This is a genomic window from Paractinoplanes globisporus DSM 43857 (genome assembly GCF_000379645.1).
GTDB classification, from domain to species: domain Bacteria; phylum Actinomycetota; class Actinomycetes; order Mycobacteriales; family Micromonosporaceae; genus Actinoplanes; species Actinoplanes globisporus.
Map to the genome: position 1 here is coordinate 42,850 of NZ_KB903311.1, position 24,818 is coordinate 67,667.

Consider the following 24,818-nt stretch of genomic DNA (forward strand, 5'->3'; position numbering starts at 1 on the left):
TCTCCTTCCCTACGGCTTCTTCGCGGTTGTGCCAAGCGCTTCGCGGCCGGGCCACAGCAGTTGGACGATGATCAGCGCGACCACGACGATCCCGGCCGTGACCAGCAGCGCGTCGGCGATGCCGTCGCTGAACCCGATCTCGACCGCGGTGGTCACCGACTTGCCGAGCCCGGCCGGCAGCGAGGCGATGGCGTCCTTGAACGACGCCGAGCCCACCAGCGCGTTCCTGGCCGTCTCGATGTCGGCGGCGGAGAGGCCGGCGCCCTTCAGCGCGTCCTCGGACGCGCCCGCCGAGAAGCCGCGGGTCAGCGCCGAGAGCACGGCCACGCCGAGCGCGCCGCCGACCATGCTGGACATCTTGAACACGCCGGCCGCCGCCCCGGCCAGATCGAACGGCACGCCGCCGACGGCGGTGTCGGAGATCGGCGTGGACAGCACGCCGAGGCCGACGCCGATCACCAGCAGGCCGGCGGCCAGCAGCCAGAGCGTGGAGTCGGCCGAGAGGAAGCCGAGCACGGCGAGCCCCGCGGCGAGAACCAGCAGCCCCAGGAGTACGGGCATCCGCCCGCCGCGCCGGGACTCGAGCCTCGAGCCCTGCGGGATGAACAGGAAGATGCCCAATGTGGACGGCAGCATCAGCAGGCCGGCCTCGACGGCGCCGTACCCGCGCACGTTCTGCAGCCAGAGCACCAGCAGGTAGCTGAGGCCGCCGAAGGCCAGGTTCATCACGAGGTTCGCGGTCAAGGCGCCGTCGTAGGCGCGCAGCTTGAACAGCTCGAGCTTGACCAGTGGGTCGGCCACGCGGCGCTCGATCGCGTACCAGGCGAGCACCAGCACGACGAACGCCACCAGCAACCCGACGACCAGCGGGTCGCCCCAGCCGACGGCGGGACCGTCGGTGAGCGCGAACAGCAAGGCGAAGATCGCCAGCCCGATCGTGGCCGAGCCCAGCCAGTCGATGCGGCGTGACGCCTGCTCGTCGCGAGACTCGGGCGTGGTCGCGCGCAGCACGAAGTACGTGGCGGCGCCGAGCGGCACGTTGATCCAGAACAGCCACGGCCAGCCGAGCCCGCTGGTCAGCACGCCGCCGATGGCCGGCCCGACCGCCTGCCCGCCCCAGGCCACGGCCTGCCAGACGCCGAACGCGGTGAGCTCGGCCGGGGCGCTGAACTCGGCCGGGATCAGCGCGAGCGTGGCCGGGAGGATCAGCGCGGCGCCGATGCCCATCAGCGCGCGGCCGGTGATCAGCAGCCCGACGTTCGGGGCGAGCGCGGCCACGATCGAGAACGCCGAGAACAGCACGATGCCGAGGCCGAGCATGCGGCGCCGGCCGAAGATGTCGCCGAACTTCCCGGCCGCGATCACCAGCGCGCCGGTGACGAGGCTGAACGCGTTGTTCGCCCACTGCAGCGCTCCCAGGTCGGCGTGCAGCTCCGACGCCATGGTCGGGATCGCGACTCCCAGGTCGGCGAAGGCCAGCCAGACCAGGCCGGCCGCCGTGCAGATGGCGGCCAGCGACAGGCCACGGCGTCCGGTCGTCGCCGCTGCGGCGGCAGCATCAGTCACGCGAATCAGTCTCTGGGCGGCGTCCTGGATGGTCATCATTCGCGACGGATGGCCTTTCCCGGGCTCATCCGCGCGGGGCGATGCGCCCTTTGCCCGTCGCTGCCGAGACTGACCATCGTGCGTACGTCTGAAGCGGGAGGCAGATATGGCTGACGTGGACGCGAAGGCCACCGCGGGCAAGGTAGCCGGGCTCGGGGTGCTGCTCGCCGCCTGTGTGTCGACCTTGGTGGTGAACGCCAACACGTCGGCGGTCACGATCCTGTTGCCGGCGATCAGCGAGGACACCGGCACGCCGGTCTCCACTCTGCAGTGGGCGGTGACCGGCTACATGCTGGTCGGCGCGGCGGTCATCGTGACCTCCGGCGCCCTCGGCGACGTCTTCGGCCGGCGGAAGATCTTCCTCGGCGGACTGCTGCTATTCGTCGTCTCGTGTGTGCTGATCGCGCTCTCCACCTCCGGCGGCGGCGTGATCGCCGGCCGGATGATCCAGGGCGCGGCCGGCTCGACGATCCTGGCCTGCGGCATGAGCCTGCTGTCCGTCGACTCCTCCGGCCCCGCCCAGATGAAGGCGATCACCCTGTGGGGCGCGGCCTCCGCGGCCGGCGGCGCAGCCGGTCCCCTGGTCGGCGGCGTCCTGGTCGGCGCCACCGGCTGGCAGGGCCTGTTCTGGATCGACGCGGTGATCGCGGCCGCGTGCATCCCGGTCACCCTGTTCATGGTCAAGGAGTCCCGTGACCCGAACCGGTCGCGCTCGATCGACTGGGCCGGCACGGTGCTCATCGCGGTCATCCTCGTCCCGCTGGTCCTGGCCCTGAGCGAGGGCGGCGACTGGGGCTGGGCCTCGGCCGCCACGCTCGGCTGCTTCGTGATCGCGGCGCTCGGCGTCGTGGGCTTCGTCCTCGCCGAGAAGAGGGTGAGCGCCCCGCTGGTCGACCTGGCCCTCTTCCGCAACCGCGTGCTGGTCGGTTCCACCATCGCGATCCTCGTCGTGGCCGGCACCATCAACGGCCTCATGTACGTGCTGAGCCTGTACTTCCAGGACCCGGCCGGCTTCGCGTACAGCGCCCTCGAGGCCGGTCTCGCGACGCTGCCCGCGGTGGCCGTGATGATCGCCGTGACCCCGCTGATCACCCCGGTGGCCATGAAGATCGGCCCCCGCCAGGCCGTCGTCCTCGGCTTCCTGCTGTCCGGCATCGCCTTCGCCTCGCTGGGCTTCGCCAAGGCCGACTGGACGTACGGCTACTTCGTGATTCCCCTGGTCGTGATGGCGATCGGCCTGGCCCTGGCCAACGGCCCGGCGTCGTCGGCCTCCACCTCGTCGGTCGAGCCCGCCGAGGTCGGCCAGGCCTCCGGAATCTCCAACATGGCCCGGTACGTGGGCGGTTCGCTCGCCACGGCCGCCACCGCCACCGTCTACGCGACGGCCATCGCCAACCACAAGGCGTCCGGTGCCACCGACGCCGAGGCGCTGGCCGCCGGCCTGTCCCGGGCGTCGATCCTGATGGCCCTGATGGCCCTGGGCGCCGTGCTGCTGGCGGTCCTGCTGGGCCGCCATCGCCAGGGCAAGGTCGACGCGGGCGTCAGCGCGGCCGCGTACTCCCACACCATTCCCGTGCAGGCGGGTCACACGGACGGGTGACTCCGGTGCCAAATCACCCGCAAGCCGTCGCCCACTCGGCCGGACTTCGTTGACCTGTTATGCCACCCTTTCCTTCCTCTGATCGGCGCGGCGCCGATGACGCTGGAACGATCAGCGTCGTGGCCGATGTCGCCGACGACGTCGCCGTCCTGGCCGCGACCGGCCCGTGGAGCCGGCAACTGGGCATGCGCGTGCACGGCGGGCTGCGCGAGGCGATGGCCGAGCACCCGTCCGCGCTCGTCCTGGATCTGTCGGCGATGGCCGATCCGCAGGCGGCCAGCGCGCCCGCCTGGATCAACGCCCGGCGGGTCGGCCAGGCTATGGACCCGGCCATCGAGGTCGCGGTCTGCGTGCCGGGCGGCACCGCCCTGGGCGACCGGCTGCGCGGGCGCGGCGACGCCCGCCTCGTGCCGGTCTATGACAGCGTGGCCGAGGCCCGCGCGGCCGTGCGCCGGCAGCCGCAGTTGACCGACGAGGTCCGGCTGGCCCTCCCGCCCCGGCTCGAATCGTGCTCGCTGGCCCGCCTGCTGGTCACCGACGCCTGCACCGCCTGGCGGATGCCGGCCCTGGTGAGCGGCGGGCGGCTGGTCATCTCCGAGCTGGTGGGCAACGCGGCGCAGCACGCTCGGACCCCGATGATCGCGACCGTGGCCCGGCGTGTCCGCGGCGTGCGCGTGGCCGTCTACGACCACGATCCCCGGATGCCGCTGCTGCTCCCACCGCCCCGGCCGCCGTCGAGCGTGCGCGTGCCCGATCGGCCGCTCTATCCCGACCGCGGTCACGGGCTACGGCTGGTCGAGGCGTCGGCGACGCGCTGGGGCTCGATGCCGACCGACGACGGGAAGATGGTCTGGGCCACCCTCCACCCCCGCCGCGACCTGCCCTGACGCTACTGGCTCCACCGCCAGCTCAGCTCCTGGACGGTGGGGGCGGGGCCGGGGAGCTCGGCGCCGGTGCGCAGGCCGTCGAGAAGGACGTCGACGTAGCGGACGCGTAGCTGGCGGGTGCGCTCGGGGTCGGGGACGCGGACGGCCGCGCTCATCTCCAGCAGCATGGTGATGTCGGCGAAAACGGCGCCGCGGCGCAGCATCGGTTGCACCCGCTCGAAGAGGACGAGGGCCAGCTCGTTGGCCCGGACGGCGTCGGCCCTCATCTCCTCGGTCGGCGTGAACGTGCCGGCCAGGTGGACGGTGAGCGAGTGGACGTCGGCGTCGACGACACCGCGGATGAAGGTCTCGAAGGCCGTCCAGTCGTCGGGGTGGCGCTGGGCGCTCTCGGCCTCGGCGATGAACAGCCGCAGGCCGTCATGGCAGAGGGTGCGCAGCAGGTCCTCCTTGCCGGCGTAGCGCCGGTAGAGCGCGCTGATGCCGACGCCCGCGCGCTCGGCCACCGCGGCGATGGGCGCCCGGCTGTCCTCGAGGAACACCTCGCGCGCCGCCGCCAGGATCGACTCGTCGTTGCGCGCGGCCTGGCGCGCGCGTCCCGCCGTACTCGTCATGCCGCCCAGAATAACAGTGGAACGGATCGTTCCGCTCTGCTACTCTAGAACGGAACGAAGCATTCCGTTCTAACCCTCGAAGGAGCAGGACGATGATCCGCGAGTTCCGCATCGACATCCCGCAGGCCGACGTCGACGACCTCCGCTTCCGCCTGTCCCGCACCCGCTGGGGCGCCGAGATCCCCGATCAGGGCTGGCGGCGTGGGGTCCCGGTCTCCTACCTGCGCGACCTCGCGACGTACTGGGAGAAGTCGTTCGACTGGCGCGCCGCCGAGGCCCGGCTCAACGAGCTGCCCCAGTTCCTCACCGAGATCGACGGGCAGACGCTGCACTTCGCGCACGTCCGCTCGACCAACCCCGACGCGCTCCCGCTGCTGATCAGCCACGACTGGCCGGGCTCGTTCGCGCTCTACCTGCCGGTCGTGGCGGCCCTCCGCGACGACTTCCACCTCGTGCTGGTGAGCAACCCGGGCGTCGCCTTCTCGGGCCCGCTGACCTCGGCCGGCTGGACCACCGCCCGCAGCGCCACCGCGCTCAACTCGCTGATGGCCGAGCTCGGCTACGACCGCTACGGCGTGCAGGGCACCGGCGGCGGCGCGGGCATCGCGGTCGAGATGGGCCGCCAGCGCCCGTCGAGTGTGGTCGGCGTCCACGTGAACGGGCACATCACGTTCCCGTCGGGCGACCAGTCCGACTTCGACGGGCTCACCGACGCCGAGCAGGACAGGCTGCGCCGCCTGCAGGAGTTCCGCGACGACAAGATGGGGTTCAACGCGATCCAGTCGACCCGGCCGCAGACGCTCTCGTTCGGTCTCACCGACTCCCCGGCCGGCCAGCTCGCCTGGATCGCCGAGAAGTTCGTGGAGTGGACCGACCCGAAAGCGGAGTTCGACCGCGAGCTGCTGCTCATCAACGTGAGCCTGTACTGGTTCACCGCCACCGCGGGCTCGTCGGCCAACCTCTACTGGGAGGCCGCGCACGACCCGTCGGCGTGGGCGCCGAAGGAGAAGTCGGCGGTTCCGCTGGGCGTCGCGCTCGGGGTCACCGACATCACGGTCCGCCGCTTCGCGGAGCGCGAGACTCCGGTCGCGCATTGGACGGAGCTTCCGGCCGGCGGCAACTTCCTCTCCGCCGAGCAACCCAAGTTGTACGCCGACGACGTGCGCGCGTTCTTCGCATCGCTCTGAGGTTCGGATGGTCTGGTGGTAGCGCCGGCGTTCGCCGGCGCCACCACCGTTTCGTGCGTCAGCCGCTTCCCGCCGTTCAGTTGCGTCGGGCGTCAAGCGCTTTCAGTGCTCTCAGCCCCCGATGGTGCAGAGCGAGTCGAGCTTCGCGCCGTCGGCGCTGACCTTGTCGAGCAGGTTCGGCGGCACCTGGCCGGTCTTCACGGCGGTCAGCATCTGCTTGTAGTCGTCGGCCACGGCCTGGACCGCCGCCTTGACGTCGTCGTGCTTGGCCTTCGCGGCCGCCGCGTTGAGCTCGTCGACGGTCTTCTGCAGCGTCTGCTCGTTGATGGTCGCGGAGTTGTTGATGATCGCGTTCTTCCCGTCGATGCAGCCCGGGTCGGCCACGGTCGAGTTGGCCGCGGCGATGATCAGGACCGTGGTGCCAGCCATGATCACCAGCGAGATGATGATGCCCGCGATCGCCAGGCCCTTGCCCTTGGCCTTGCCGGCACCGGTCTTGAAGACCGCGATGAGGCTGAGGACGAAGCCGATCGGCGCGACCACGATGGCGAGGATGAACCCGGCGATGGCCAGGCCGCTCGTCCGCTGCGGCGGGGGCGGCGGCGCCTGCTGGTAGTACTGCTGACCGGGCGGCGGCGGGAGCTGCTCGTTGATGGACACTATGCAATTCCAATCCTGGACTCTGGGCTCAGAACACGAGACCGTATCGGGTGCGCCGACGATTCGCTGACCCGTATCTGAATCGTTACTGGTCAACTTTTCGACACCGAACCGGGGATTGCCCGAATGGGGCGGAACGTCCGCGGGCACCAAATCCCCCGCCGTTCTCATTCCGGACTGTGTGCGATCCGGCGCCTGCGCAGCGTGCACCGTTTCTGCCATTCGCCGACGTCGCTGGCCCGGCCCGCCTTTCCCGCACCGCGCTCCTCGGCACACTCCGCTGTCAGATCTTGAGCACGGGGTTGCGCGGATCCGGCCTCAGCAGAGCCTCAGTCGGAGGGTGATAAACCACGATCATGCGCATCGTGTTCGTCGCCGCCCCGCTCCAAGGCCACCTGCTGCCGCTGGTCCCGCTGGCCGCGGCCTGCCGCGACGCCGGGCACGAGGTTCTGCTGGCCAGCGGCGGTTTCCCGGCCGACGTGCGGGGCCTGCGCACCGCCGACATCGGCGCCGGTTTCAGCCTGCCGCGCACCGCGATCCGGGTGGCGCTGCGCCATCCCGGCATCGCCCGGGCCGAGCTGCGCGGTGAGGCCGGGCTCGCCATGGTCGGCGAGCTCTTCGGCCGCGCCAACCTCGCGCTGGTCGACCCGCTGCACGAGGTGGTCGAGCGGGAGCGCCCCGACCTGATCGTCTTCGAGTCGCTGGGCGAGGCCGGCGCGATCGTGGCCGCGCGGTTGTCGATCCCGACCGTGCTGCAGGAAAACACGTTGTGGCCCGCGACCGACCTCTTCCGGGCCGTGACCACCAGCTCCGCCCTGGCCAAGCTCGACATTCCCAACCCCGAGCTGACCATCACAGTCCTTCCGCCCAGCCTGCGCGGCGCCGCTGTGCCGTCCCCTCTCGGTTCGCCTTCGGCGCCGCACCGTCCGTCGCGTGCGCCGCTGCATCTTGCGGAAAGCTCGCCCACTCCGGCGAGCCCGATCCCGATGCGACCGGTGCCATTCTCGGGTGGCGGCTCGGTTCCCGACTGGCTGCTCGAGCCGGGCGACCGCCCTCGCGTCCTGGTCAGCCGCAGCACCCTGAACGGCCCGAACGACGGCGACCCCGGTCCGGCCGTCGTCGCCGCGGCGGCCGCGGTCGACGCCGAGTTCGTGCTGGTCCGGCCCGCGACGACCCGCGGCCTTCCGCCGAACGTGCGGGCGGTCGACCGCGTACCGCTTGATGAGGTTCTGGTGCACGCCGCGGCCTTTGTCCACCATGCCGGCGCCGGCAGCGTGCTCGGCGGCCTGGCCGCCGGAATTCCTCAGCTGGTCACCCCCGGTGCCGGCGACCGCCGTCACAACGCAACGCTGCTGGCGGCGCGCGGCGCCGGCCTCGCCGTGGAGGCCAAGGCCATCACCGCCGCCGACCTCACCCGGCTTCTGACCGATTCCGGCCTTCGCGCGGCGGCACGGGAGGTGGCCCTCGAGATCGCCGCCATGCCGGCCCCCGCGACCGTGGTCCCCGAGCTGGAAAAGCTCGTCGGAAGCTGAGTCAGCCCTCGAACAGGCGCCAGCACGCCTCGTTCCGGATCCGCTGATCGTCCAGCACCAGCCCCCGGATCGCGTCGGGCAGCTGCGCCCGCTGCCAGTCCCGCTCCGTTCGCCCCGCCGCGTCCCGCTCGTCCGGGCCGGCGGCCGCCCGCGCGGCCCTGATCCCATAGGCGGCCGCCCCCAGCTCATGCGCAGCGACGTGCGGCACCGCCGCGGCCTGCCCCGCCGCGTGAGCCGCCTCCCGCGCCGCCCCGGTCACCTCCCGGGCCGCCGCGTTCGCCACGAAGGCGGCATTCCGCGACTCGGACATCTTGACCTCGCCCCGCACCCACCCGTACATCAGCTCCAACGCTTGACGCGGCCGGTCGTCGCCGGGCCGCTCGCGCTCGAAGAAGGGCAGGACATGCAGCGTGCATTCCGCCGCCCACAACGCGAGAAGCCGATGGTCCTCATCCGTCAGCGACCCACCACGACGCACGGTGATCAGTCGCGGATCTCGTTCCTTGGTAAGGATCATTTCGCCCATCCTCCCTTTCCTCGGCCGCCGCGAATTCTAACCATTTCCGATTCCCCACATTGTTTCCGGCTCGATGGCCCCTGCCCGTTGATCGCACTTATCACCGATTCGGCCGGTTGATTCCGGATGAGCCTCCGACAAGGCTGAGGTGCCACGTCCGATCGAGGAGCGCGCGGGGACAGCGCGGCTGATGACGTCGTTCTGGCGCTGGGCCGCGAGCGGCGGTCCTGACGGGACGGCGACCTGGGACCGATGACCGCTGCGGAGGCGACCGGTCATCTTCGAAGTACGGGGGCCCAGGACGCCGCCGGACCCGGGACCGGGTCGAAGGTCAGTCCACGAAGATGCAGAACGGGTGGCCGGCGGGGTCGGCGTAGACCCGCAGGGGCTCCTCCGGGTCGGCGCTGCGGTCGTAGATCATGCGGGCGCCCAGCGACAGCGCGCGTTCGTGCTGCGCGTCGAGCTCGGCGAAGGAATCCACCGTCGTGTCCAGGTGCAGCTGCATGGGGACTTCGTCGTCGGGCCAGGTGCTGGGGGTCAGTTTGTCCACCTGCTGGAAGGCCAGTTGCGGGCCACCGTGCGGATTCTGCAGGACCAGCCAATCCTGGCCTCGCTCGTCGGGGTCGCCGGCGGCGGGAGGCTCGTCGCCGGGGCGGTAGTCGAGGCCGAACATCTTGCGGTAGAACTCGGCGAGCGCCCGGGCGTCGGTGCCGTCCAGGACTACCTGTAGGACCATCGGGTAGCGCGTCATATGCCTCAGCAAACCACTACTCGGTTCCTTCCGCTCTCCTTGGCGCGGTACAGGGCGTGGTCGGCTCGGGCCAGCGTCTGGTCGAGCGTGGCGTCGGCCGGGTCGAGCTGGGTCAGGCCCACGCTGATCGTCACGTGCAGCGGGCCGGCGGCCGTCGAGATGGGTGTGTCGGCCACGGCGGAGCGCATGCGTTCGGCCAGTTCAACGGCGCTGCCGTCGTGGTCGGGCAGGACCAGGGCGAACTCCTCACCGCCGTAGCGGCCCAGCACGTCCGAATGCCGGATGCTCGCGCGGACGCGGGCCGCCACCTCGCGGATGACCTCGTCGCCCACACCATGCCCGTACGTGTCATTGACGCTCTTGAACTTGTCGATGTCGAGCATGACGGCGGCCAGGTCGCGGGACCCCCGGGCCGCGGAGGAGACGAGGGCGGTGGCGATGGCGTAGAAGTGGCGCCGGTTGTGCTGCTCGGTGAGCTCGTCGGTGGTGGCCAGCTCCTGCACCCGGCTGAACAGGCACGCGTTCAGATACGCGCTCATGCCCTGCGTGGCCAGCGACGACGCGACCTGAACGGCGCTGTCGTCGAACGAGTCGGCTCCGAGCACCACCACACCGCTTCGACCATCCCGGTGATCAAGCGGCACAATCAGCAGCTTATTTCCGTAGATTTCCGACAAGGCGGCGTCGGCGGAGATCACGGAAGGCCCGAGGACAGAAGGCAGCGCGACCGGGAACGAATCACCCAAAACCGATGGAGAGGCCTTACCAATAACCTCGACAACCATCGAACCATCAGCGGAAAGCAGACAACCAGCCGATGCATTCAACTGAGCAACCAACATTTCGAACAGGCAGCTCAACAGCCGAGCCGGATCGTGGATCCCGCTCAATTCCGCCAGCGACGCCCGCAGCATCTCCGCAAAGGCCTGCTGCTGCTGAGCCGCCCGCACGGCCAGGTGCAGCTGCGCCGCCCGAGCCGTCTCCAGCGACACCGCGACGTGGCTGGTGACCCCGACCAGCACCTCGACATCGTCGTCGGTGAAGATCCCGCGGGCCATCCGGCTGTCCAGATAGACCACCCCGAGCGTGTTCCCCTTGAACTGCACCGGCGCCACCATGATGCTCCGCAGCCCATGCACGACGGCGCTGCGAGACCCGAGCGCCGCCCCCTGCTCGGTCCCCGTCACGACGAGCGCCTCGCCGCTGAACGCGACCCGCCGCACCAATGTGGCCCCGTAAGCGGTGGTCGAAACGAGGTCACCCCCGTCGGCGCCGCGCCCGGCGAACTGCACCGGCTCCCCCGCCTCGTCCAGCAGGAAGAACAGCGCCCTCTCCGCACCGAGGATGCGCAGCATCTCGTCGAGCGCCACCCGCGCCAGCTCCTGCGGATCAAGCACCGTGGCCGCCGCGGCGCCGACCTGCTGCAACGCCTCGAGCCGCCGGTTGCGCGGTGCGTCGGAACGCCGCTCCACGACCGTGCGCCGGTTGGTCGCGGCGCCCTCCTCCGCACCGAACTCGGTGCGCGCCTGTCGCCGCCGCGACTCCCAGCCGTGCACCCCGGCCAGCGACAACGCGATCCGCGCCTGCCGGTCCGACTCGTTGACCAGCCCGAGCGCCCGGAACGCCCGGGCCCGGAACCGCGCCACCTCGAAATGCACGAGCGGCGCGTCCGCCGTACGCGCGACGTGCTCGGCCTTGTCGCTCCACTCGATGGCCTTGCGCGGCTCGCCCAGCAGCTGCGCGAGGGCCGCCTCCCCGATCAGGTACGCGGCGTCGAGCAGCGGCGAGCTCTTGCGCACCCGCCGCAGGTCGGCCACGGCCGCGCGGGCCGCCGCGATCCGGGCCGGCCGCTGCTCCTCCGTGGCCAGCCGCAACTGCGCCATCCGCCCGTGCGACTGGAACGCGTAGAACCATTTGTGCTGCGTCATCATGTCCCGCAGCCGCAGCCCGAGCCCGCGGAACTCGGCGACGATCGCCTCGAACGGCTCCCCGAACTCGCCCTGCTCGATCATCGCGCACGCCGCCGCCACCAGCATGTTCGCCCGCTGCACCGTCGTGCCCGTGCCCGGCGGGAGCGCGGCACGCAGGTCGGCCAGCGCCGCCGCGGCCTCACCCGGCCGCCCCTGCATCGCCGGGATCATCACCGAGAGCATGCCGAACGACGTTCCGTGCATCCGCGACACATCGGTGAGCCGCCGCAGCCCGCGCTCGTACTCGGCCTGGCTCTCGGTGGTGTAACCGCGCAGCAGCAGCCGGATCCCGATGGTCGCGAATCCCGGGATGAGCTGGGCCGGACCGAACCAGCGCGCGTCGCGGGTGATCGACTCCTCCCACGTGCTCCCGTCGTCGATGCCGCCGAACAGCCACGCGCACCCGCGCATCCACTCCACATAGGCCACGAGCCCCGGGTCTCCCAGCTCGTGGGCGACCGAGGCCGCGCGGTTGAGGCAGCGTTCCGCCGTCCCGCGCAGCTTGACCGCCGCCGCGACGTACCCGACCAGGGCGTACACCCGCACGTATTCGGGGCACGGTCCGATCCGGTTCACCGCGTACATCGCCCGCATCGCGAGCACGCCGGCCTCGCGCAGCCGCAGGCCGACTCCCGCGGCATAGCCGCCGGCATCCAAGGTCGCGGCCAGCGCGGCCAGGTCATCCCGCCGCCGGCCGCGTGCGTTCCCCAATCCCCATCCCGTACGCCGGACCGCGGCGCCCGCCAGCCCGATGCCGACCGTGGAAGCGATCACACCCAGACCGTTGCGCGGCAGCGGACGGCCCAGCTCGGTAAGCGCCGCCGCGGTCGCGACCAGGGCCTTCTCGTCGTCCCAGAGGGTGTGGTGCAGTTCGATCTCGGTGATCAGCAGGTGCGCCCGGGACCGCCGTTCCTGCTCGGTGGCCAGCGCCCGCTCGATTGTCGCGCCCGCCTCGGCGAACCGCGCCGCGCGCAGGTAGGCCTGGGCGAGCGGGTGCAGCACCGCGGTGGTGGGGGCGGGGTCGCCGTCGAGCGCGTCCTCGAGGTAGCCGACCGCCTCGGCCGGCGCGGTGTCGTCGAGCGCGCGCAGCCCGGCGGCCAGCGCACTGCGCCGGCGCGTCGCACCGGGGACGGCGTCGCCGGCCCGGCGGTGGTGCCGCGCCACCGCGTACACATGATCGGCGTCGCGCAACGGCTCGGGCAAACCCTCCAAGGCCTCCGCGATCGAGGCATGCAAGCGGCGCAGCCGCTGCTCGGAGACCCCGTCGAGCAGGGACTCGCGCAGCAGCGGGTGCAGGAACACGAACCAGCCACCCGGCCGCGCCTCCACGACCCGGCGCTCGACGGCGGCGCCGACCGCGGCCACGACCCGGTCCTCCGACGACCCGCCCGCCGCGACCAGCGTCTCGGTGCGGAACCGTGGACCGACCACCGCCGCCGTGACCAGGAATTCCCGGTCGTCCGGGGTGAGCGTGCCCAGCCGCGAGGCGAGCAGCGTGCGCACGTCCTCGGCGGCGGGCAGCGCGTCGGCCCCGGCCGCGTCGAAGTGCCAGGCACCCCACAGCGGCGTGAGCAGCCCGGCGTCGAGCAGCCGCAGCAGGTAGGCGACGACGGCGAGCGGCGACCCGTCGGTACGTCCGGCCACGTGCCCGGTCAGCTCGGCGGGAACGGCCGCGCCCGGCAGCCGCGACGCGATCAGCCCCTCGACCGCCGCCTGGTCGAGCGGCTCGCAGGTCAGCTCGAGGTCGGCCTCCACCGCGTTGGGCACCCCGGCCCCGTCGCGCTCGGTGAGCAGCACGAGCAGCGGCAGGCGGGGCAGGTCGGGCACGAGCCGGCCGAGCACCTCGCGGCTGCCCGGGTCGAGCCACTGCGCGTCGTCGCCGAGCAGCAGCAGGCCGCCGTGGGCCTTGGCCAGCTCGGCCAGGAACGTCGCGACGGCCGAGAAGAGGTGATCGTCGCGGGCCTCGGCGCCGCCGGTCTCGCCGATCAGCTCCCCGAGCCGGGAGCTCAGCCGGGCGACCAGGGCCGGCCCCGCGACCGCCACGGCGTCGCGCACGTGCTGCTCGGAGCCCACGCGCACCACGCCGTCGAGCAGGGTGATCGCCTGCAGGTGACCGTCGATCGCGGCGCGCAGGGCGGCCAGCGGCAGCGCCGAGTCCTCCTCGCCGGTCGCCCGCAGCACCGGCACGTCGGTGACCAGCGCGGCCGCCTCCTCGGCGAGCCGGGTGCGCCCCGAGCCGGCCGGCCCACGAAGAACGGCAACCCCGCCCCGGCCGGTACGGGCGCGGCGCCAGCGGTCGGCGAGAGCCTCGCGCTCGGCATCGCGTCCGCGGAGCGGCCAGCTGCCGGCGGCGGGCTCGGCCGCGGCGTCCCCGCCGGGAGCGGCGCGCAAGGCGGCCAGCAGGGCGCCCGCGTCCGGATAGCGGTCGTCCGGGTCCTTGGCGAGCAGCCGGGCCACGGCCGCGGCGAGCACCGGGTCGATCCCCGGGCTCAGCTCGGCCAGATCCGGTACGGGCGCGGTCAGGTGCAGCCGCAGCAGCTCGCCGACGTCCGACGCCTCGAACGGCAGCCGCCCGGTGAGGCACTCGAACAGCACGACGCCGAGGGAGTAGAGGTCGGAGCGCCCGTCGACCGGCCGCTTGAGCAGGCCGGACTGCTCGGGCGAGCTGTACAGGAAGGTGCCGACCGCCCGGTCGTCGTCGGCCGGACCGGCGCCGAGCAGCGCGAGCCCGAAGTCGATGAGCTTCGCCGGCCGCCCCGGCGACATCATGATGTTGCCCGGCTTCACGTCCCGGTGCACCAGGCCGACCCGGTGGGCGGCGGCGAGTCCCCGGCCGACCTGGCCGGCGATCTCCACGACGCGGGCGGGGGCGAGCGGCCCGTGCGCGAGCTGGTCGGCCAGCGAGCCGCCCGGGATGTATTCGAGGACCAGCGCGGGCGCGCCGTCGTAGCGCCCGGCGGCGTGGATGCGCGGCACGCCCGGATCGTCGACGCAGGCGAGCAGCGCGGCCTCGCGCTGGAACGCGGCGAGCAGCCCGGGGTCGCCGGCGCTGTCGGCGTTGGGGCGCTTGAGCGCGAACGTCTGATCGCCGCGCCGCACCCGGTGCACCGTGGTGAAGGCGCCCCGGCCGAGCTCGTCCTCGACGACGAGACCGGTCAGGTCCGCCGCCCGGCGCAGACTGTCGTCGTCGCTCACTCGCACCCACTTCGCCGCCGATTGGTTCGTTGCTCCTGATCGGCAACCGACGCGACGAGTTAAGTCAGGCGAATCAACATTCGACGACCGTGACGGCCAGGCCGCCCTGCGACGTCTCCTTGTACTTGGTCGACATGTCGCGGCCGGTCTCCCGCATCGTCCGGATCGCCGTGTCGAGGCTGACCCGGTGGCTGCCGTCGCCGCGCAGCGCGAGCCGAGCCGCGTTGATCGCCTTGACGCTGGCGATCGCGTTCCGCTCGATGCACGGCACCTGCACGAGGCCGCCGACCGGGTCGCAGGTCAGCCCGAGACTGTGCTCGAGCGCGATCTCGGCGGCGTTCTCGACCTGCGCCGGCGTACCGCCGAGGACCTCGCACAGGCCCGCGGCCGCCATCGCCGCGGCCGAGCCCACCTCGCCCTGGCAGCCGACCTCGGCGCCGGAGATCGACGCCGCTCCCTTGATCAGGATGCCGACCGCGGCCGCGGTGAGCAGGAACCGCACCACGCCGTCGTCGTCCGAGCCCGGCACGAACCGGCGGTAGTAGTGCAGCACCGCGGGGATGATCCCGGCCGCGCCGTTGGTCGGGGCGGTCACCACCCGGCCGCCGGCCGCGTTCTCCTCGTTGACCGCGAGCGCGTAGAGATTCACCCAGTCGATCACGTGCAGCGGATCGTCGGCGTCCGGCCGGCGTACGAGATCTCGCCAAAGACCCGGAGCCCGGCGCTTGACGCCCAGGCCTCCCGGCAGAACGCCCTCGCCGGCCGACAGGCCGCGCTCGACGCAGCCGCGCATCACCCGCCAGATGCGCAGCAGCCCGTCCCGGATGTCCGCGTCGCTGCGCCAGACCCGCTCGTTGGCCAGCATCACCTCGGACAGCGGGCGGTCGTACGCGAGCAGGTCGTCGCCGGTGGCGAAGGGATAAGGGAGCACGGCCACGTCCACGGCCGGCTCCTCGCCGTTCTCCACCACGAAGCCGCCGCCCACCGAGTAGTAGGTCCGCTCGGCGATCGGGGTGCCGTCAAGTGCCCAGGCCGTGAAGATCATCCCGTTCGGATGGAACGGCAGCGTGCGCCGGCGGTCCAGGACCACCTCGACGGGAACCCGGCGCTCACCGGCCAGCAGCACGGTGCCGCTCTCGCCGATCGCGGCGACCCGGCCGGCGATGTTCTCGACGACGACGGTCGCCGGGTCCTCGCCCTCCAGCCCGAGGAGCACGGCGACGTCGGAGTGGTGGCCGCGCCCGGTCGCGCCGAGCGAGCCGAGCAGTTCGACGCGTACGCGCGCGGCCTTGGGCGCCTCGAAGGCGAAACGGCGGGCGGCACGCATCGGCCCCACGGTGTGCGAGGAGGACGGGCCGATCCCGATGGAGTAGAGGTCGAACGCGCTGAGCGGCACGGAGGGACTCCTCGGTCTCGAGGTGGCCTCCCCGCTCTGTCATGGATACCCGAGAGCTTCATCACCGAATGCAGTGATTTGCACCTTTGGTGCGGGACCACGTCGTCCCGTCTTTCCAGAGTCGCCTGCCATGCGGCGGTAACGGGGCCTGAGAGATTCCCGGGGAGGGTTTGCTCCTTCGGCGCCCCGGCGACGGCCGGGGGCTCTCCCGCCGCGGTTCATACGGCGCGATCTTCGATTGTGACACGAGGGTGACAGCCGCACGCGCTCCCGTCAACCCGCTCAGCAGCGGCCGGAACCTGCCGAACGGGCAGTCGGCAGACATCGGGGGTGGCAATGACATTTGTACGACGTATGCGGCTCGGAGCACGCCTGGGCGCATGCTTCGCGGTGGTCCTCGTGCTGCTCGGCGTGGTCGTCGCGATCGGGGCGATCGCCCTGCAGCACCAGTCCGACTCGGCCGCCGAGGTGCACGATCTGCAGACCCTGCGCCGCCAGGTGGACGAGCAGAAGTACTACGACGGCGACATCTCGGGCTGGCAGATCGCATACGCCTGGGACGTCTACCGCCTGAGCCCGCAGAAGGCCGTCGACCCGAAGTCGGACAACCGCGCCGGGTTCCTGGCCGACGCCGCCCAGCTCAAGAAGCTGCTCACCGAGACCCGCACCGACCTGATGACCGACCGGGAGAAGACGGTCTTCGCCGGGCTGCAGCAGCAATGGACGTCGTTCTCCGAGAAGGCCACGAAGTCGGCGCAGAGCTCCGCGGCGAGCGCCCGCGACGCGATGCTCCTCGCCTTCGCGGTGGCCGTGATCGCGGCCGTGGACACCGCCGCCGAGGGCGTGCGCGGCACGATCCTCGAGATCAGCGACGACGCCCGCGAGTTGTCGGCCGCGGCGGACACCATGTACCGGGTCAGCGGGCAGATCGACGGGGCCGTGAACAACGCGTACACCCAGGCCGACCTGGTGGCCGGCACGGCCGGCGGCGTCTCCGGGAACGTGCAGACGGTCGCCGCCGGCGCCGAGCAGATGGGCGCCTCGATCTCCGAGATCTCCCGCAACGCCGCCGACGCCGCCGGAGTGGCCGCCGGCGCGGTCACCGCCGCCCGCGACACCAGCGCCACGATCAACCGCCTCGGCGAGTCGTCGGCGCAGATCGGCACGGTCCTCACCACGATCCAGGCGATCGCCGCCCAGACCAACCTGCTGGCCCTGAACGCGACGATCGAGGCCGCCCGCGCCGGCGAGCTCGGCAAGGGCTTCGCGGTGGTCGCGAGCGAGGTCAAGGACCTGGCCCAGGAGACCGCGCGCGCCACCGAGGAGATCGCCCAGCGCATCCAGTCGATCCAGGAGGAGACCGGCGAGGCGGTCACCGCGATCGACGGCATCAGCCAGATCATCGAGCAGATCAGCGACTACCAGACCACGATCGCGTCGGCCGTGGAAGAACAGAGCGCGACGACGGCCGAGATGAACCGCGGCGTCACCGAGGCGGCCGACGGCGCCAGCGAGATCGCCCAGGGCATCACGTCGGTCGCCCGAAGCACCGCGACCAGCCGGGACGCCGCCGGCGAGGCGACCCGGGCGGCCGGAGACGTGCAGGCCCTGGCCGGGCGCCTGCGCACGGCGGTCGACAGATTCAGCCTCTAGCTGTTTCCTATCGCGCAGATAGGAATGCTATGCTCGCCTCTCCCCGGACCATCGCGAGGCGTACCGTGACGACCCTGACCGAGCAGGCCGCCGAGCAGCTCATCGCCGGCCACGCGTTCGCCCCCGCCCCGCCCGGCTTCGTGGGCGCCGCGGTCGACGTCCCGGCCTCCCTGAGCGGTCGCCGCCCGCTGCGGCACGGCTTTCTCGCCGCTCGCGGCCCGCGACTGGCCGTGGTCAGCGGCCCTCCCTCCCCCGGCCTCGCGGTCTGTCTCGACCGCATGACCGACGACCTGCGCGCGGCCCGCTCGTTCGTGGGACTGCCGGGCCGGCCCGACGCCGAGGCCGGCATCCGGGTCGGTCTCGAGGCGGGTCTCGAGGGCGGCGGCGTGCTCGGCCTCCGCCGCCGCTGGCGCCTCGCGCACACCGTCGCGCCGGTTCTGGCCGCGTCCTTCGCTCACGCTCCGGCGCCCGGTTGGCGCAGCGTCCGCCAGGCGTCCCGCCGCGACCATCCGGTGGTTCCGCCAGGAGATCCCCTTCGGGCCTGGCTTGCGTACGCGATGAGCACCGCGACCGGCGACGGCGGCAGCCCGCGCGACCGCTTCCGCAACGGCGAGCCCGTCACCTCGGAGAAGCTGCTTCATCACCTGGACTCGCTGCGCCCACCCGTGGCGCCGCGCGGTCACCTCGAGCTCGACGTGGCCGACGCGCAGCCCGGCGACGGCTGGCGCGTCCCGATCGCCATCATCGCCACGCTCCTCGACGACCCGCAGGCCGCCGCCGAAGCAGCGGCCGCCACCGACCACCTCGCGGCCGAGCCCCGCCTCTGGGAGCGTGCGGCCCGCGACGCGCTGACCGACCCGGTCCTGGCCGCCGCGGCCCGCGACTGCTTCCTGGCCGCCTACGCGGCGCTGTCCCGTCAGGGCGCCGCCCGCTCCCTGCGCGACGCGGTGGCCGACTATGCCGAGCGCTACGTGCTGCGCTCCCGCACACCGGCCGACGACGTCCTCGACCACGCCCTGAGTTAGGCGGCCGTGTAGCTGGTCACCACGACCTGACCGTCGGCCACGCGCGACTCCACGGCCCGCAGGTTGAGGCGCTGCTTCGGCTCCCCGAACACCTTCCGGCCGCCGCCGAGCACCACCGGGTGCACGGCGATGTGGTACTCGTCGATGAGCCCCAGCTCGGAGAGCGTGGCGGCGAGGCCCGCGCCGCCGGTCAGCAACAGGTCGGCCCCCGGCTGGTCCTTGAGCGCCGTGACCTCGGCCTCGAGGTCGCCCCGGATGACGCGGGTGGCCCACTCGTCGCCCGCATAGTCCCGGGAGAACACGATCTTCGGCGTCGCCCGCCAGAACGGCGCGAACGCGAGCACGTGCGGGTCCTGCGACATGGACTCGGCGTTCGGCCAGAACCCGACCATCATCTGCCACACCGGCCGCCCGAACAGCAGGGTGTCGACCCGGTGGTCGAGCCCGTCGGAGTAGGCCGACAGCTCCGGCCCCATGACCGGCCAGTCGAACTCCCCGTTGGGCCCGTCCACGAACCCGTCGACCGACGTGTGCACCCAGTAGATGAGCTTGCGCATGGCTCTGATCCTCCAGCTTGTTGTCGTGCCCGTCGCCCGGTCAGACCGGCCCGGCCGCCAAAACTAATCGGTCACCGCCGGACCGCGGACCCGCTGCCGCTTTCCCAGCCGGAATCCGGGACTGTCCGGCGGATCCACCCGGGCCGATCATCGATGGGTGCGGGCTGCCCGGGCGACTCCGCGTGCACGTCCGATGCCGTTGAGTGGCGAGGCGGCCGGACGTCTCGGGCTGGGGTCCAGCCGCCACCACCAGCCCACCGACCGGCCCGCGCGGAGTCCCCCATGAGCTACAACCCGAACCTCGGCCGGCAGCAGCCAGGCCCGTACCAATATCCGCCCCGGCAGTACCCAGCTGCGCCGCCGCCGTATCAGGGGCAACCACAGCCGGGTGGGCAGCCGCCGCGGACTCCCTCGCCGCCGGGGACTCCTCCGCCGCCGGGGACCCCCCCGCCGCCGGTGAGGAAGAAGTCGAACCCGCTGCTGATCGTCGGCGTGATCGCGGCCGTGGTGATCGGCCTGTGCCTGTTCGGAGCCGCGATCGGCAACTTCGGCGACGACAACCCGGACAACTCGCTGGCCGGCGACGTGGCGAACGCGGCCGGAGACGCGGGCACCACGGCGCCGCGGGCGAAGGCGACCACCAAGGCGAAACCGAAGCCGAAGACGCCCGGCCTGCACGATCCGGCCCGGGACGGCAAGTTCGAGTTCACCGTCACCGGGGTGTCGTGCGGGAAGAAGAGGGTCGGGTCCGGGTTCCTCACCAAGGACGCCTAGGGCGAGTTCTGCCTGATCCCGGTGAGCGTGAAGAACATCGGCGACGAGGCGCGCACGTTCGACGGCGGCGCGCAGAAGGCCCTGGACGGGAACAACGTCCAGTACTCGAACGACGGCGCCGCCGAGTTGTACGTGAACTCGGGCGCGCAGACGTTCCTGGAGCAGATCAACCCGGGCAACACGGTGAAGGGGACCCTGGTTTTCGACGTGCCGTCCGGCACGAAGCTGACCGCCCTGGAGCTGCACGACTCATACTTCTCCGGCGGGGTGAAGGTGCAGCTCAGCTAATGGCTTCAGAGTGCCGCTAGGGCGGCCAGCAGGCCGTCAATGTCGTCGGGGGTCGTGCCCAGGCCGAAACTGGCCCGCAGCAGGCCGCCCTCGCAGCCGCCGTTCCCGGCCGAGGCGGTCAGCCGGCGTACTAGCGGATGCGCGCAGAACTTCCCCGCGCGCACGCCGATGCCGTGCTCGTCGGCCAGCCGGGTGGCGACCGCCGACGGGTCGCGGCCGGGCAGGGTCACCGAGACGATTCCGACGCGCTCGCTCGACGTACCGAAAAGGGAAACTTCGGCGAGCCCTGGCACTCGGCGCAAGCCATCGCGTAGCTGGGCCAGCAATTCCTGCTCGTGCGCGCGCAGCGCGGCCCGATCGGCCTCGGCCAGGGCCGCGCAGACGGCCGCCAGCGACACCGCGCCGAGCAGGTTCGGCGTGCCGCCCTCGTGCCGGGCCGGGCCGGACGCCCACCGCACGTCGCCGGCCCGGTCGCCCACCGCCGCGCTCGCGCCGCCACCGGCCAGGTAGGGCGGCGCGAAGTCCAGCCAGTCGGCCCGCCCGGCCAGCACCCCGGCCCCGAACGGCGCGTAGAGCTTGTGGCCCGACAGCGCCACGTAGTCGGCGTCGAGCTCGGCCAGCGAGATCGGCGCGTGCGGGGCGAGCTGGGCGGCGTCGACCGCGATCCGGGCGCCGTGGGCGTGGGCCACCGCGGCCAGCTCCCGGACCGGCCACACCTCGCCGGTGACGTTGCTGGCGCCGGTGACCGTCAGCAACACCGGGCCGCGCAGGCCACGCAGCGCGCGGTCGGCCGCCGTCACCGCCTCGGCCGGGGACGAGGGCGCGGGCAGCCGGAGCGCGTTCGGCCAGGGCAGCAGGTTGGCGTGGTGCTCGCCGTCGAAGACCACCGTGGTCGTGCCGGGCGGGAGGGCACGGGCGAGCAGGTTGAGCGCGTCGGTCGTGTTGCGGGTGAAGACGACCTGGTCGCCCGGGCGGCATCCGAGGAAGTCGGCGATCACGTCGCGGGCGCGCTCGTACTCGAGGGTGGAGGTCTGCGACCGCGGCCCGGTCCCCCGGTGGACGCTGCCGTAGCTGGGCAGCAGTGCGTTGACCGCGTCGGCGGCGGCGCGTACGCACGGCGCGGTGGCCGCGTAGTCGAGGTGGACGAAGCCGGCGCCGATGATCTCGAGGTCGGACGTGTGCAGGGCAACAGACATGAGGAAACGCCTCCGCGTGGGTCGTGGACCCGGGCGGGTCCGCGCTTGCCCGCGTCGATCGACGCCGGCCCGGTCCTCACCCGGGGCACCCCATCGCGAACGCAAGGGTTGCCGGTCAGCAAGCCGGGGCTACGCGCTGACACTCATGACCTGCCCGACACGCTAGCAAATAGGGTGGGCGCATGGACAAGGAAGAGTGGGCGGTCTGGCACGCCGAGCACGAGCGGCGCCGGTCCGCGCCGCACGGCTTCCTCGCGGTGACCGGGCTGCACTGGCCGGCCGCGACGCCGGAGCGCTTCGACGACGTGCCCGGAGCGTGGTCGGCCGGCCCCGACGGCGTGACCGTCACGCTGGACGAGGGCGAGGAGCTGACTCTGGGCGATCGCCCGCTCGGCCCGGGCACGCACGACCTCGGCAAGGTCGACGAGGAGGGCGTCACCGCGGAGTTCGGCGACGAGGGCGCAATCGCCGAGATAGCCCGGCGGGGGTCCGGCGTCATCGTCCGCCCGCGGCATCCGGGCCATCGAACCCGGCTTGCGTACGAGGGCACGCCGACGTTCCCGCCCGACGAGCGATGGCTGGTCCCCGCGCGCTTCGTCCCCTACGAGGCGCCGCGGCCGGTCACCCTCGGCACGGTCATCGACGGGCTCACGGACGACGACGTGGCCGAGGGCCGGGTCGAGTTCACGATCGGCGGACGGCCGATGAGCCTGACCGTCTTCCCCGGTGGCGTCCCCGGCACCCTGACCACGCTGTTCACCGACGCCACCTCGGGCGTGACGACGCACCCGGCGAGCCGCCGCCTGCCGGTCCCGCGCCCGGCCCCCGACGGCACGCTGACCCTCGACTTCAACCGCGCGACGAACCTGCCGTGCGCCTACACCGAGTTCGCCACCTGCGCGCTGGCCCCGCCCGAGAACCGCCTGCCGATCGCGGTCGAGGCCGGAGAGCGTACGCCGGTCAGATCCGCTCGCCGGTGATGTAGCCCTCGAGGCTGCTCCGCTCGGCCTCCAGCTCGTCGATGCGGTGCTTGACCACGTCGCCGATGCTCACGACCCCGCGCAGCACGCCGCCCTCGATCACCGGCACGTGCCGGAAGCGGCGCTCGGTCATCAGGCGCTCGACCTCCTCGACGGCGGCGTCGGGCGCGACCGAGCGCACCTGCGCGGTGTGGATGGCCGTGACCGGCTCCTTGAGCACGGCCGCGCCGCGCGCCGCGAGGGCCCGCACCACGTCGCGCTCGCTGACGATCCCCTCGACCCGGGCGCCGTCCGACGACACGACGACCGCACCGATCCGGTGCTCGGCGAGCAGCGTCACCAGCTGCGTCACGTCGGACCCCGGTGTCACGGTCACTACCTTGTTGCCCTTGACGCGGAGTATGTCGCTGATTCGCATCGTTGCTCCCCATCTCGTGCCGGTCCGCGGTAGCCGCCGGGCGGGCCGTCCGGTGACGGGGTGGCCACGCCACGTCGCGTGCATATGCCTAGATGCAGTCAATCACGTCCTGAAGTCAAGAGCATCAAGATGTCAAGACCGCGAACGTGGGGCACCGGCTATGGTGCATCGATGAATCGCACCGCGTTGGTCACCGGCGCGTCGTCGGGCATCGGCCGCGCGACCGCCGCCCTGCTCGCCGCCCGCGGCTACCGGGTCCTGGGCACCTGCCGCGCGCCGGAGTCCCTGCCCGCCGGCCGCCGGATCGCCGACGTGGAATACCTGGCCCTGGATCTGGCCGACGAGTCCTCGGTCGAGGCCCTGGGCGCCCGCCTCAAGGACGTCGACGTCCTGGTCAACAACGCGGGCGAGAGCCACTCCGGCCCGTTCGAGGAACTGCCGCCCGACGACCTGCGCCGCCTCTTCCAGGTCAACGTCTTCGGCCCGGTCCGCCTGGCCCAGCTGGCGATCCCCGGCATGCGCGAGCGCCGTTACGGCCGCATCGTCATGGTCGGCTCCATGCTGGCGTCGTTCCCCCTCTCCTACCGCTCGTCGTACGTAGCCACGAAGGCCGCCCTCAAGGGCTTCAGCAACGGCGCCCGCCACGAGCTGTCCCCCTTCGGCGTCTGGCTCACCACGGTCGAACCCGGCTCGATCAACACCGGCATCAGCGAACGCCGCACCAAACACATAGCCGCCGACTCGATCCACCGCACCGACTTCGAGACCATGCTGGCCGCCCTCGACCGCAACGAGCATTCCGGCGTCTCCCCCGAACGAGTGGCCGCCACGATCGTCCGAGCCATAGAGGATCAAAAGCCCAGGCAGAGGTACGCCGTGGGCAGTAACGCCCCGCTGGTCTTCGCCCTGCGCCGCGTCACACCCACGTCCCTGGTCGAAAAGATGACCCACCGCCGCCACAACCTCCACCGCTGACCGCCCTTGGGAAGCGGGATGGCGGATGGGCAGCGCCGCGCTCCCTCAGGAAGCGGGGTGGCGACGCAACCGGCGGATGGCCAATGCCAGCTGCAGCCGGAGGCGGCCGTGCGGATCGCGGACCGGCCAGCCCAGCAGGTGCTCGGCCTGCGCGATGCGGTCCTGGAACGTGGAATGGTGCAGGCGCAGCGCCGTGGCCGCCCCGCGCAGGCTGGCGGCATCGGCGAAGGCGTGCAGGGTCGACAGCACCCACGGCCCGGCGGCGATGGCGTGCTCGAGCGCGCGCAGGTCGGGCACGTCGGCGGAGTCCGGCATCTCGGCCAGCAGCGCGAGCCCGCCCAGTTCCTCGTAACGCACGACGGCCGGCCCCGGGTCCTCCGCGGTGCCGTCGGCGGCGAAACGCAGGGCCACCCGCGCGGCGGCGTAGGAGACGGGCAGCTCCGCCGGCGCGACGGCAGGCCCGATCCCGGCCCGTCCAAGCGCCACAACAGCGGAACCGGCACCGGCGTCCGCGTCGAGCAGGAGCGGGCCGGTGGGCCGCGCCACCGCCCGGTACCGCGTGGACTCCCCCAGTTTCAGCGTCACGGCGGCTTGCCGGCGTACATCCGAAGGAGCGGAAGGATCGACGATCAGCTCGACCAGCGCGGGGTCTGTCGAGGGGGCCCGGCCCCTCGTGCGGTCGAGGACCGCACGAGCCGCACCCGCCGCCCGCTCCAGAATCATGGCCTCGACCGGGCCGGGCTCGCCGGTTCGCTCCAGGCAGAGAGTGGCCGAGCCGTCCGCCACCAACTCCGTACGCATCCAGCTCCGGTTCGGCGGAGTGGGGTCGGGAGCGGCGTTCCCGGCTGGGTCGACGCGCACGTGGACGCGCCGGGAGACGTCATCGAGGCGGGCGGGGCAGCCGGCGAGGACGGCTGCCCCTCGTACGATCGCCTGAAGTCCTGCCTTGTTCTCGGTGAGGCCGTCGAAGTAGGCGATCACCCGCAGCGCGGCCCCGGCGTCCGCGTCGAGCGCCGCCAGCCGCACTGCGAGATCCTTCAT

At 72.4% G+C, this 24,818-nt stretch carries 21 protein-coding genes and 2 riboswitches; of the genes, 10 read left to right on the forward strand and 11 right to left on the reverse strand.

The annotated features are described in order from the left end of the window. Positions 1 to 9: 9 nt before the first annotated feature. On the reverse strand, positions 10 to 1,566 hold the full coding sequence (locus tag A3CQ_RS0126020) for an MFS transporter (RefSeq protein ID WP_040432889.1): 1,557 nt from the start codon (positions 1,564 to 1,566) through the stop codon (positions 10 to 12). Between the two features lie 145 nt (positions 1,567 to 1,711). Between A3CQ_RS0126020 and A3CQ_RS0126025 the strand changes: the two genes are divergently transcribed. Next, positions 1,712 to 3,205 carry an MFS transporter gene (locus A3CQ_RS0126025; protein ID WP_020513885.1) on the forward strand — a complete coding sequence of 498 codons (1,494 nt, stop codon included), beginning with the start codon at positions 1,712 to 1,714 and terminating at the stop codon, positions 3,203 to 3,205. 119 nt (positions 3,206 to 3,324) lie between these two features. Continuing rightward, positions 3,325 to 4,092 (forward strand): ATP-binding protein, encoded by a 768-nt coding sequence (locus A3CQ_RS0126030; protein ID WP_020513886.1) that lies wholly within the window; start codon positions 3,325 to 3,327, stop codon positions 4,090 to 4,092. A gap of 2 nt (positions 4,093 to 4,094) precedes the next feature. On the opposite strand, the gene A3CQ_RS0126035 is transcribed toward A3CQ_RS0126030, so the two are convergent. Then, positions 4,095 to 4,703 carry a TetR/AcrR family transcriptional regulator gene (locus tag A3CQ_RS0126035; RefSeq protein ID WP_020513887.1) on the reverse strand — a complete coding sequence of 203 codons (609 nt, stop codon included), beginning with the start codon at positions 4,701 to 4,703 and terminating at the stop codon, positions 4,095 to 4,097. A gap of 92 nt (positions 4,704 to 4,795) precedes the next feature. Here A3CQ_RS0126035 and A3CQ_RS0126040 point away from each other — a divergent pair, with 92 nt between their 5' ends. Beyond that, on the forward strand, positions 4,796 to 5,890 hold the full coding sequence (locus A3CQ_RS0126040; RefSeq protein WP_020513888.1) for an epoxide hydrolase N-terminal domain-containing protein: 1,095 nt from the start codon (positions 4,796 to 4,798) through the stop codon (positions 5,888 to 5,890). Positions 5,891 to 6,001: 111 nt separating this feature from the next. On the opposite strand, the gene A3CQ_RS0126045 is transcribed toward A3CQ_RS0126040, so the two are convergent. Beyond that, a complete protein-coding gene (locus A3CQ_RS0126045; RefSeq protein WP_026206206.1) occupies positions 6,002 to 6,550 on the reverse strand; it encodes a DUF4190 domain-containing protein in 549 nt (182 codons plus the stop codon). Between the two features lie 356 nt (positions 6,551 to 6,906). Between A3CQ_RS0126045 and A3CQ_RS0126050 the strand changes: the two genes are divergently transcribed. Then, positions 6,907 to 8,082, forward strand: coding sequence for a nucleotide disphospho-sugar-binding domain-containing protein (locus A3CQ_RS0126050; RefSeq protein WP_020513889.1), 1,176 nt, complete (start codon positions 6,907 to 6,909; stop codon positions 8,080 to 8,082). Position 8,083: 1 nt separating this feature from the next. Here A3CQ_RS0126050 and A3CQ_RS0126055 read toward each other — a convergent pair whose 3' ends face one another. From A3CQ_RS0126055 to A3CQ_RS0126070, 4 genes are all read right to left on the reverse strand, one after another. Next, a complete protein-coding gene (locus A3CQ_RS0126055; RefSeq protein WP_026206207.1) occupies positions 8,084 to 8,599 on the reverse strand; it encodes a putative immunity protein in 516 nt (171 codons plus the stop codon). Positions 8,600 to 8,930: 331 nt separating this feature from the next. Continuing rightward, complete coding sequence (locus tag A3CQ_RS0126060; protein WP_020513891.1) at positions 8,931 to 9,350, reverse strand: VOC family protein; 420 nt, start codon at positions 9,348 to 9,350, stop codon at positions 8,931 to 8,933. Positions 9,351 to 9,355: 5 nt separating this feature from the next. Then, the gene (locus tag A3CQ_RS0126065) at positions 9,356 to 14,515 is read right to left on the reverse strand and encodes a diguanylate cyclase (protein WP_020513892.1); all 5,160 of its coding nucleotides are present in this window, start codon (positions 14,513 to 14,515) and stop codon (positions 9,356 to 9,358) included. A 73-nt stretch (positions 14,516 to 14,588) separates the two neighbouring features. Beyond that, entirely contained in the window at positions 14,589 to 15,911 is a 1,323-nt protein-coding gene (locus tag A3CQ_RS0126070) for an L-serine ammonia-lyase (protein WP_020513893.1), read from the reverse strand. Positions 15,912 to 16,037: 126 nt separating this feature from the next. Beyond that, positions 16,038 to 16,132: riboswitch (glycine riboswitch) on the reverse strand. 133 nt (positions 16,133 to 16,265) lie between these two features. Between A3CQ_RS0126070 and A3CQ_RS0126075 the strand changes: the two genes are divergently transcribed. Both A3CQ_RS0126075 and A3CQ_RS0126080 read left to right on the forward strand, forming a co-directional pair. Then, positions 16,266 to 17,564, forward strand: a complete 1,299-nt coding sequence (locus tag A3CQ_RS0126075) for a methyl-accepting chemotaxis protein (protein WP_020513894.1) — start codon at positions 16,266 to 16,268, stop codon at positions 17,562 to 17,564. A 65-nt stretch (positions 17,565 to 17,629) separates the two neighbouring features. Continuing rightward, positions 17,630 to 18,589, forward strand: coding sequence for a glutamate-cysteine ligase family protein (locus A3CQ_RS0126080; RefSeq protein ID WP_020513895.1), 960 nt, complete (start codon positions 17,630 to 17,632; stop codon positions 18,587 to 18,589). Here the strand turns inward: A3CQ_RS0126080 and A3CQ_RS0126085 are convergent. Next, entirely contained in the window at positions 18,586 to 19,146 is a 561-nt protein-coding gene (locus A3CQ_RS0126085) for a dihydrofolate reductase family protein (RefSeq protein WP_020513896.1), read from the reverse strand. The genes A3CQ_RS0126080 and A3CQ_RS0126085 overlap by 4 nt on opposite strands. Before the next feature lie 456 nt (positions 19,147 to 19,602). On the opposite strand from A3CQ_RS0126085, the gene A3CQ_RS62205 reads away from it, so the two are divergent. Both A3CQ_RS62205 and A3CQ_RS62210 read left to right on the forward strand, forming a co-directional pair. Then, positions 19,603 to 19,920: a hypothetical protein gene (locus A3CQ_RS62205; protein WP_020513897.1), complete on the forward strand. Its 318-nt coding sequence runs from the start codon at positions 19,603 to 19,605 to the stop codon at positions 19,918 to 19,920. 12 nt (positions 19,921 to 19,932) lie between these two features. Then, entirely contained in the window at positions 19,933 to 20,208 is a 276-nt protein-coding gene (locus A3CQ_RS62210) for a DUF4352 domain-containing protein (protein ID WP_026206210.1), read from the forward strand. 5 nt (positions 20,209 to 20,213) lie between these two features. Here A3CQ_RS62210 and A3CQ_RS0126100 read toward each other — a convergent pair whose 3' ends face one another. Further along, the gene (locus A3CQ_RS0126100; RefSeq protein WP_020513899.1) at positions 20,214 to 21,404 is read right to left on the reverse strand and encodes an aminotransferase class V-fold PLP-dependent enzyme; all 1,191 of its coding nucleotides are present in this window, start codon (positions 21,402 to 21,404) and stop codon (positions 20,214 to 20,216) included. Positions 21,405 to 21,440: 36 nt separating this feature from the next. Next, positions 21,441 to 21,555, reverse strand: a riboswitch (SAM riboswitch). A 31-nt stretch (positions 21,556 to 21,586) separates the two neighbouring features. Between A3CQ_RS0126100 and A3CQ_RS0126105 the strand changes: the two genes are divergently transcribed. After that, positions 21,587 to 22,384, forward strand: coding sequence for a DUF1684 domain-containing protein (locus A3CQ_RS0126105; RefSeq protein WP_020513900.1), 798 nt, complete (start codon positions 21,587 to 21,589; stop codon positions 22,382 to 22,384). Here the strand turns inward: A3CQ_RS0126105 and A3CQ_RS0126110 are convergent. Further along, a complete protein-coding gene (locus A3CQ_RS0126110; RefSeq protein WP_020513901.1) occupies positions 22,365 to 22,802 on the reverse strand; it encodes a CBS domain-containing protein in 438 nt (145 codons plus the stop codon). The genes A3CQ_RS0126105 and A3CQ_RS0126110 overlap by 20 nt on opposite strands. Positions 22,803 to 22,973: 171 nt before the next feature. On the opposite strand from A3CQ_RS0126110, the gene A3CQ_RS0126115 reads away from it, so the two are divergent. Beyond that, on the forward strand, positions 22,974 to 23,777 hold the full coding sequence (locus A3CQ_RS0126115; RefSeq protein ID WP_026206211.1) for an SDR family oxidoreductase: 804 nt from the start codon (positions 22,974 to 22,976) through the stop codon (positions 23,775 to 23,777). A 45-nt stretch (positions 23,778 to 23,822) separates the two neighbouring features. Here A3CQ_RS0126115 and A3CQ_RS0126120 read toward each other — a convergent pair whose 3' ends face one another. Continuing rightward, positions 23,823 to 24,818 (reverse strand): PucR family transcriptional regulator, encoded by a 996-nt coding sequence (locus A3CQ_RS0126120; protein WP_026206212.1) that lies wholly within the window; start codon positions 24,816 to 24,818, stop codon positions 23,823 to 23,825.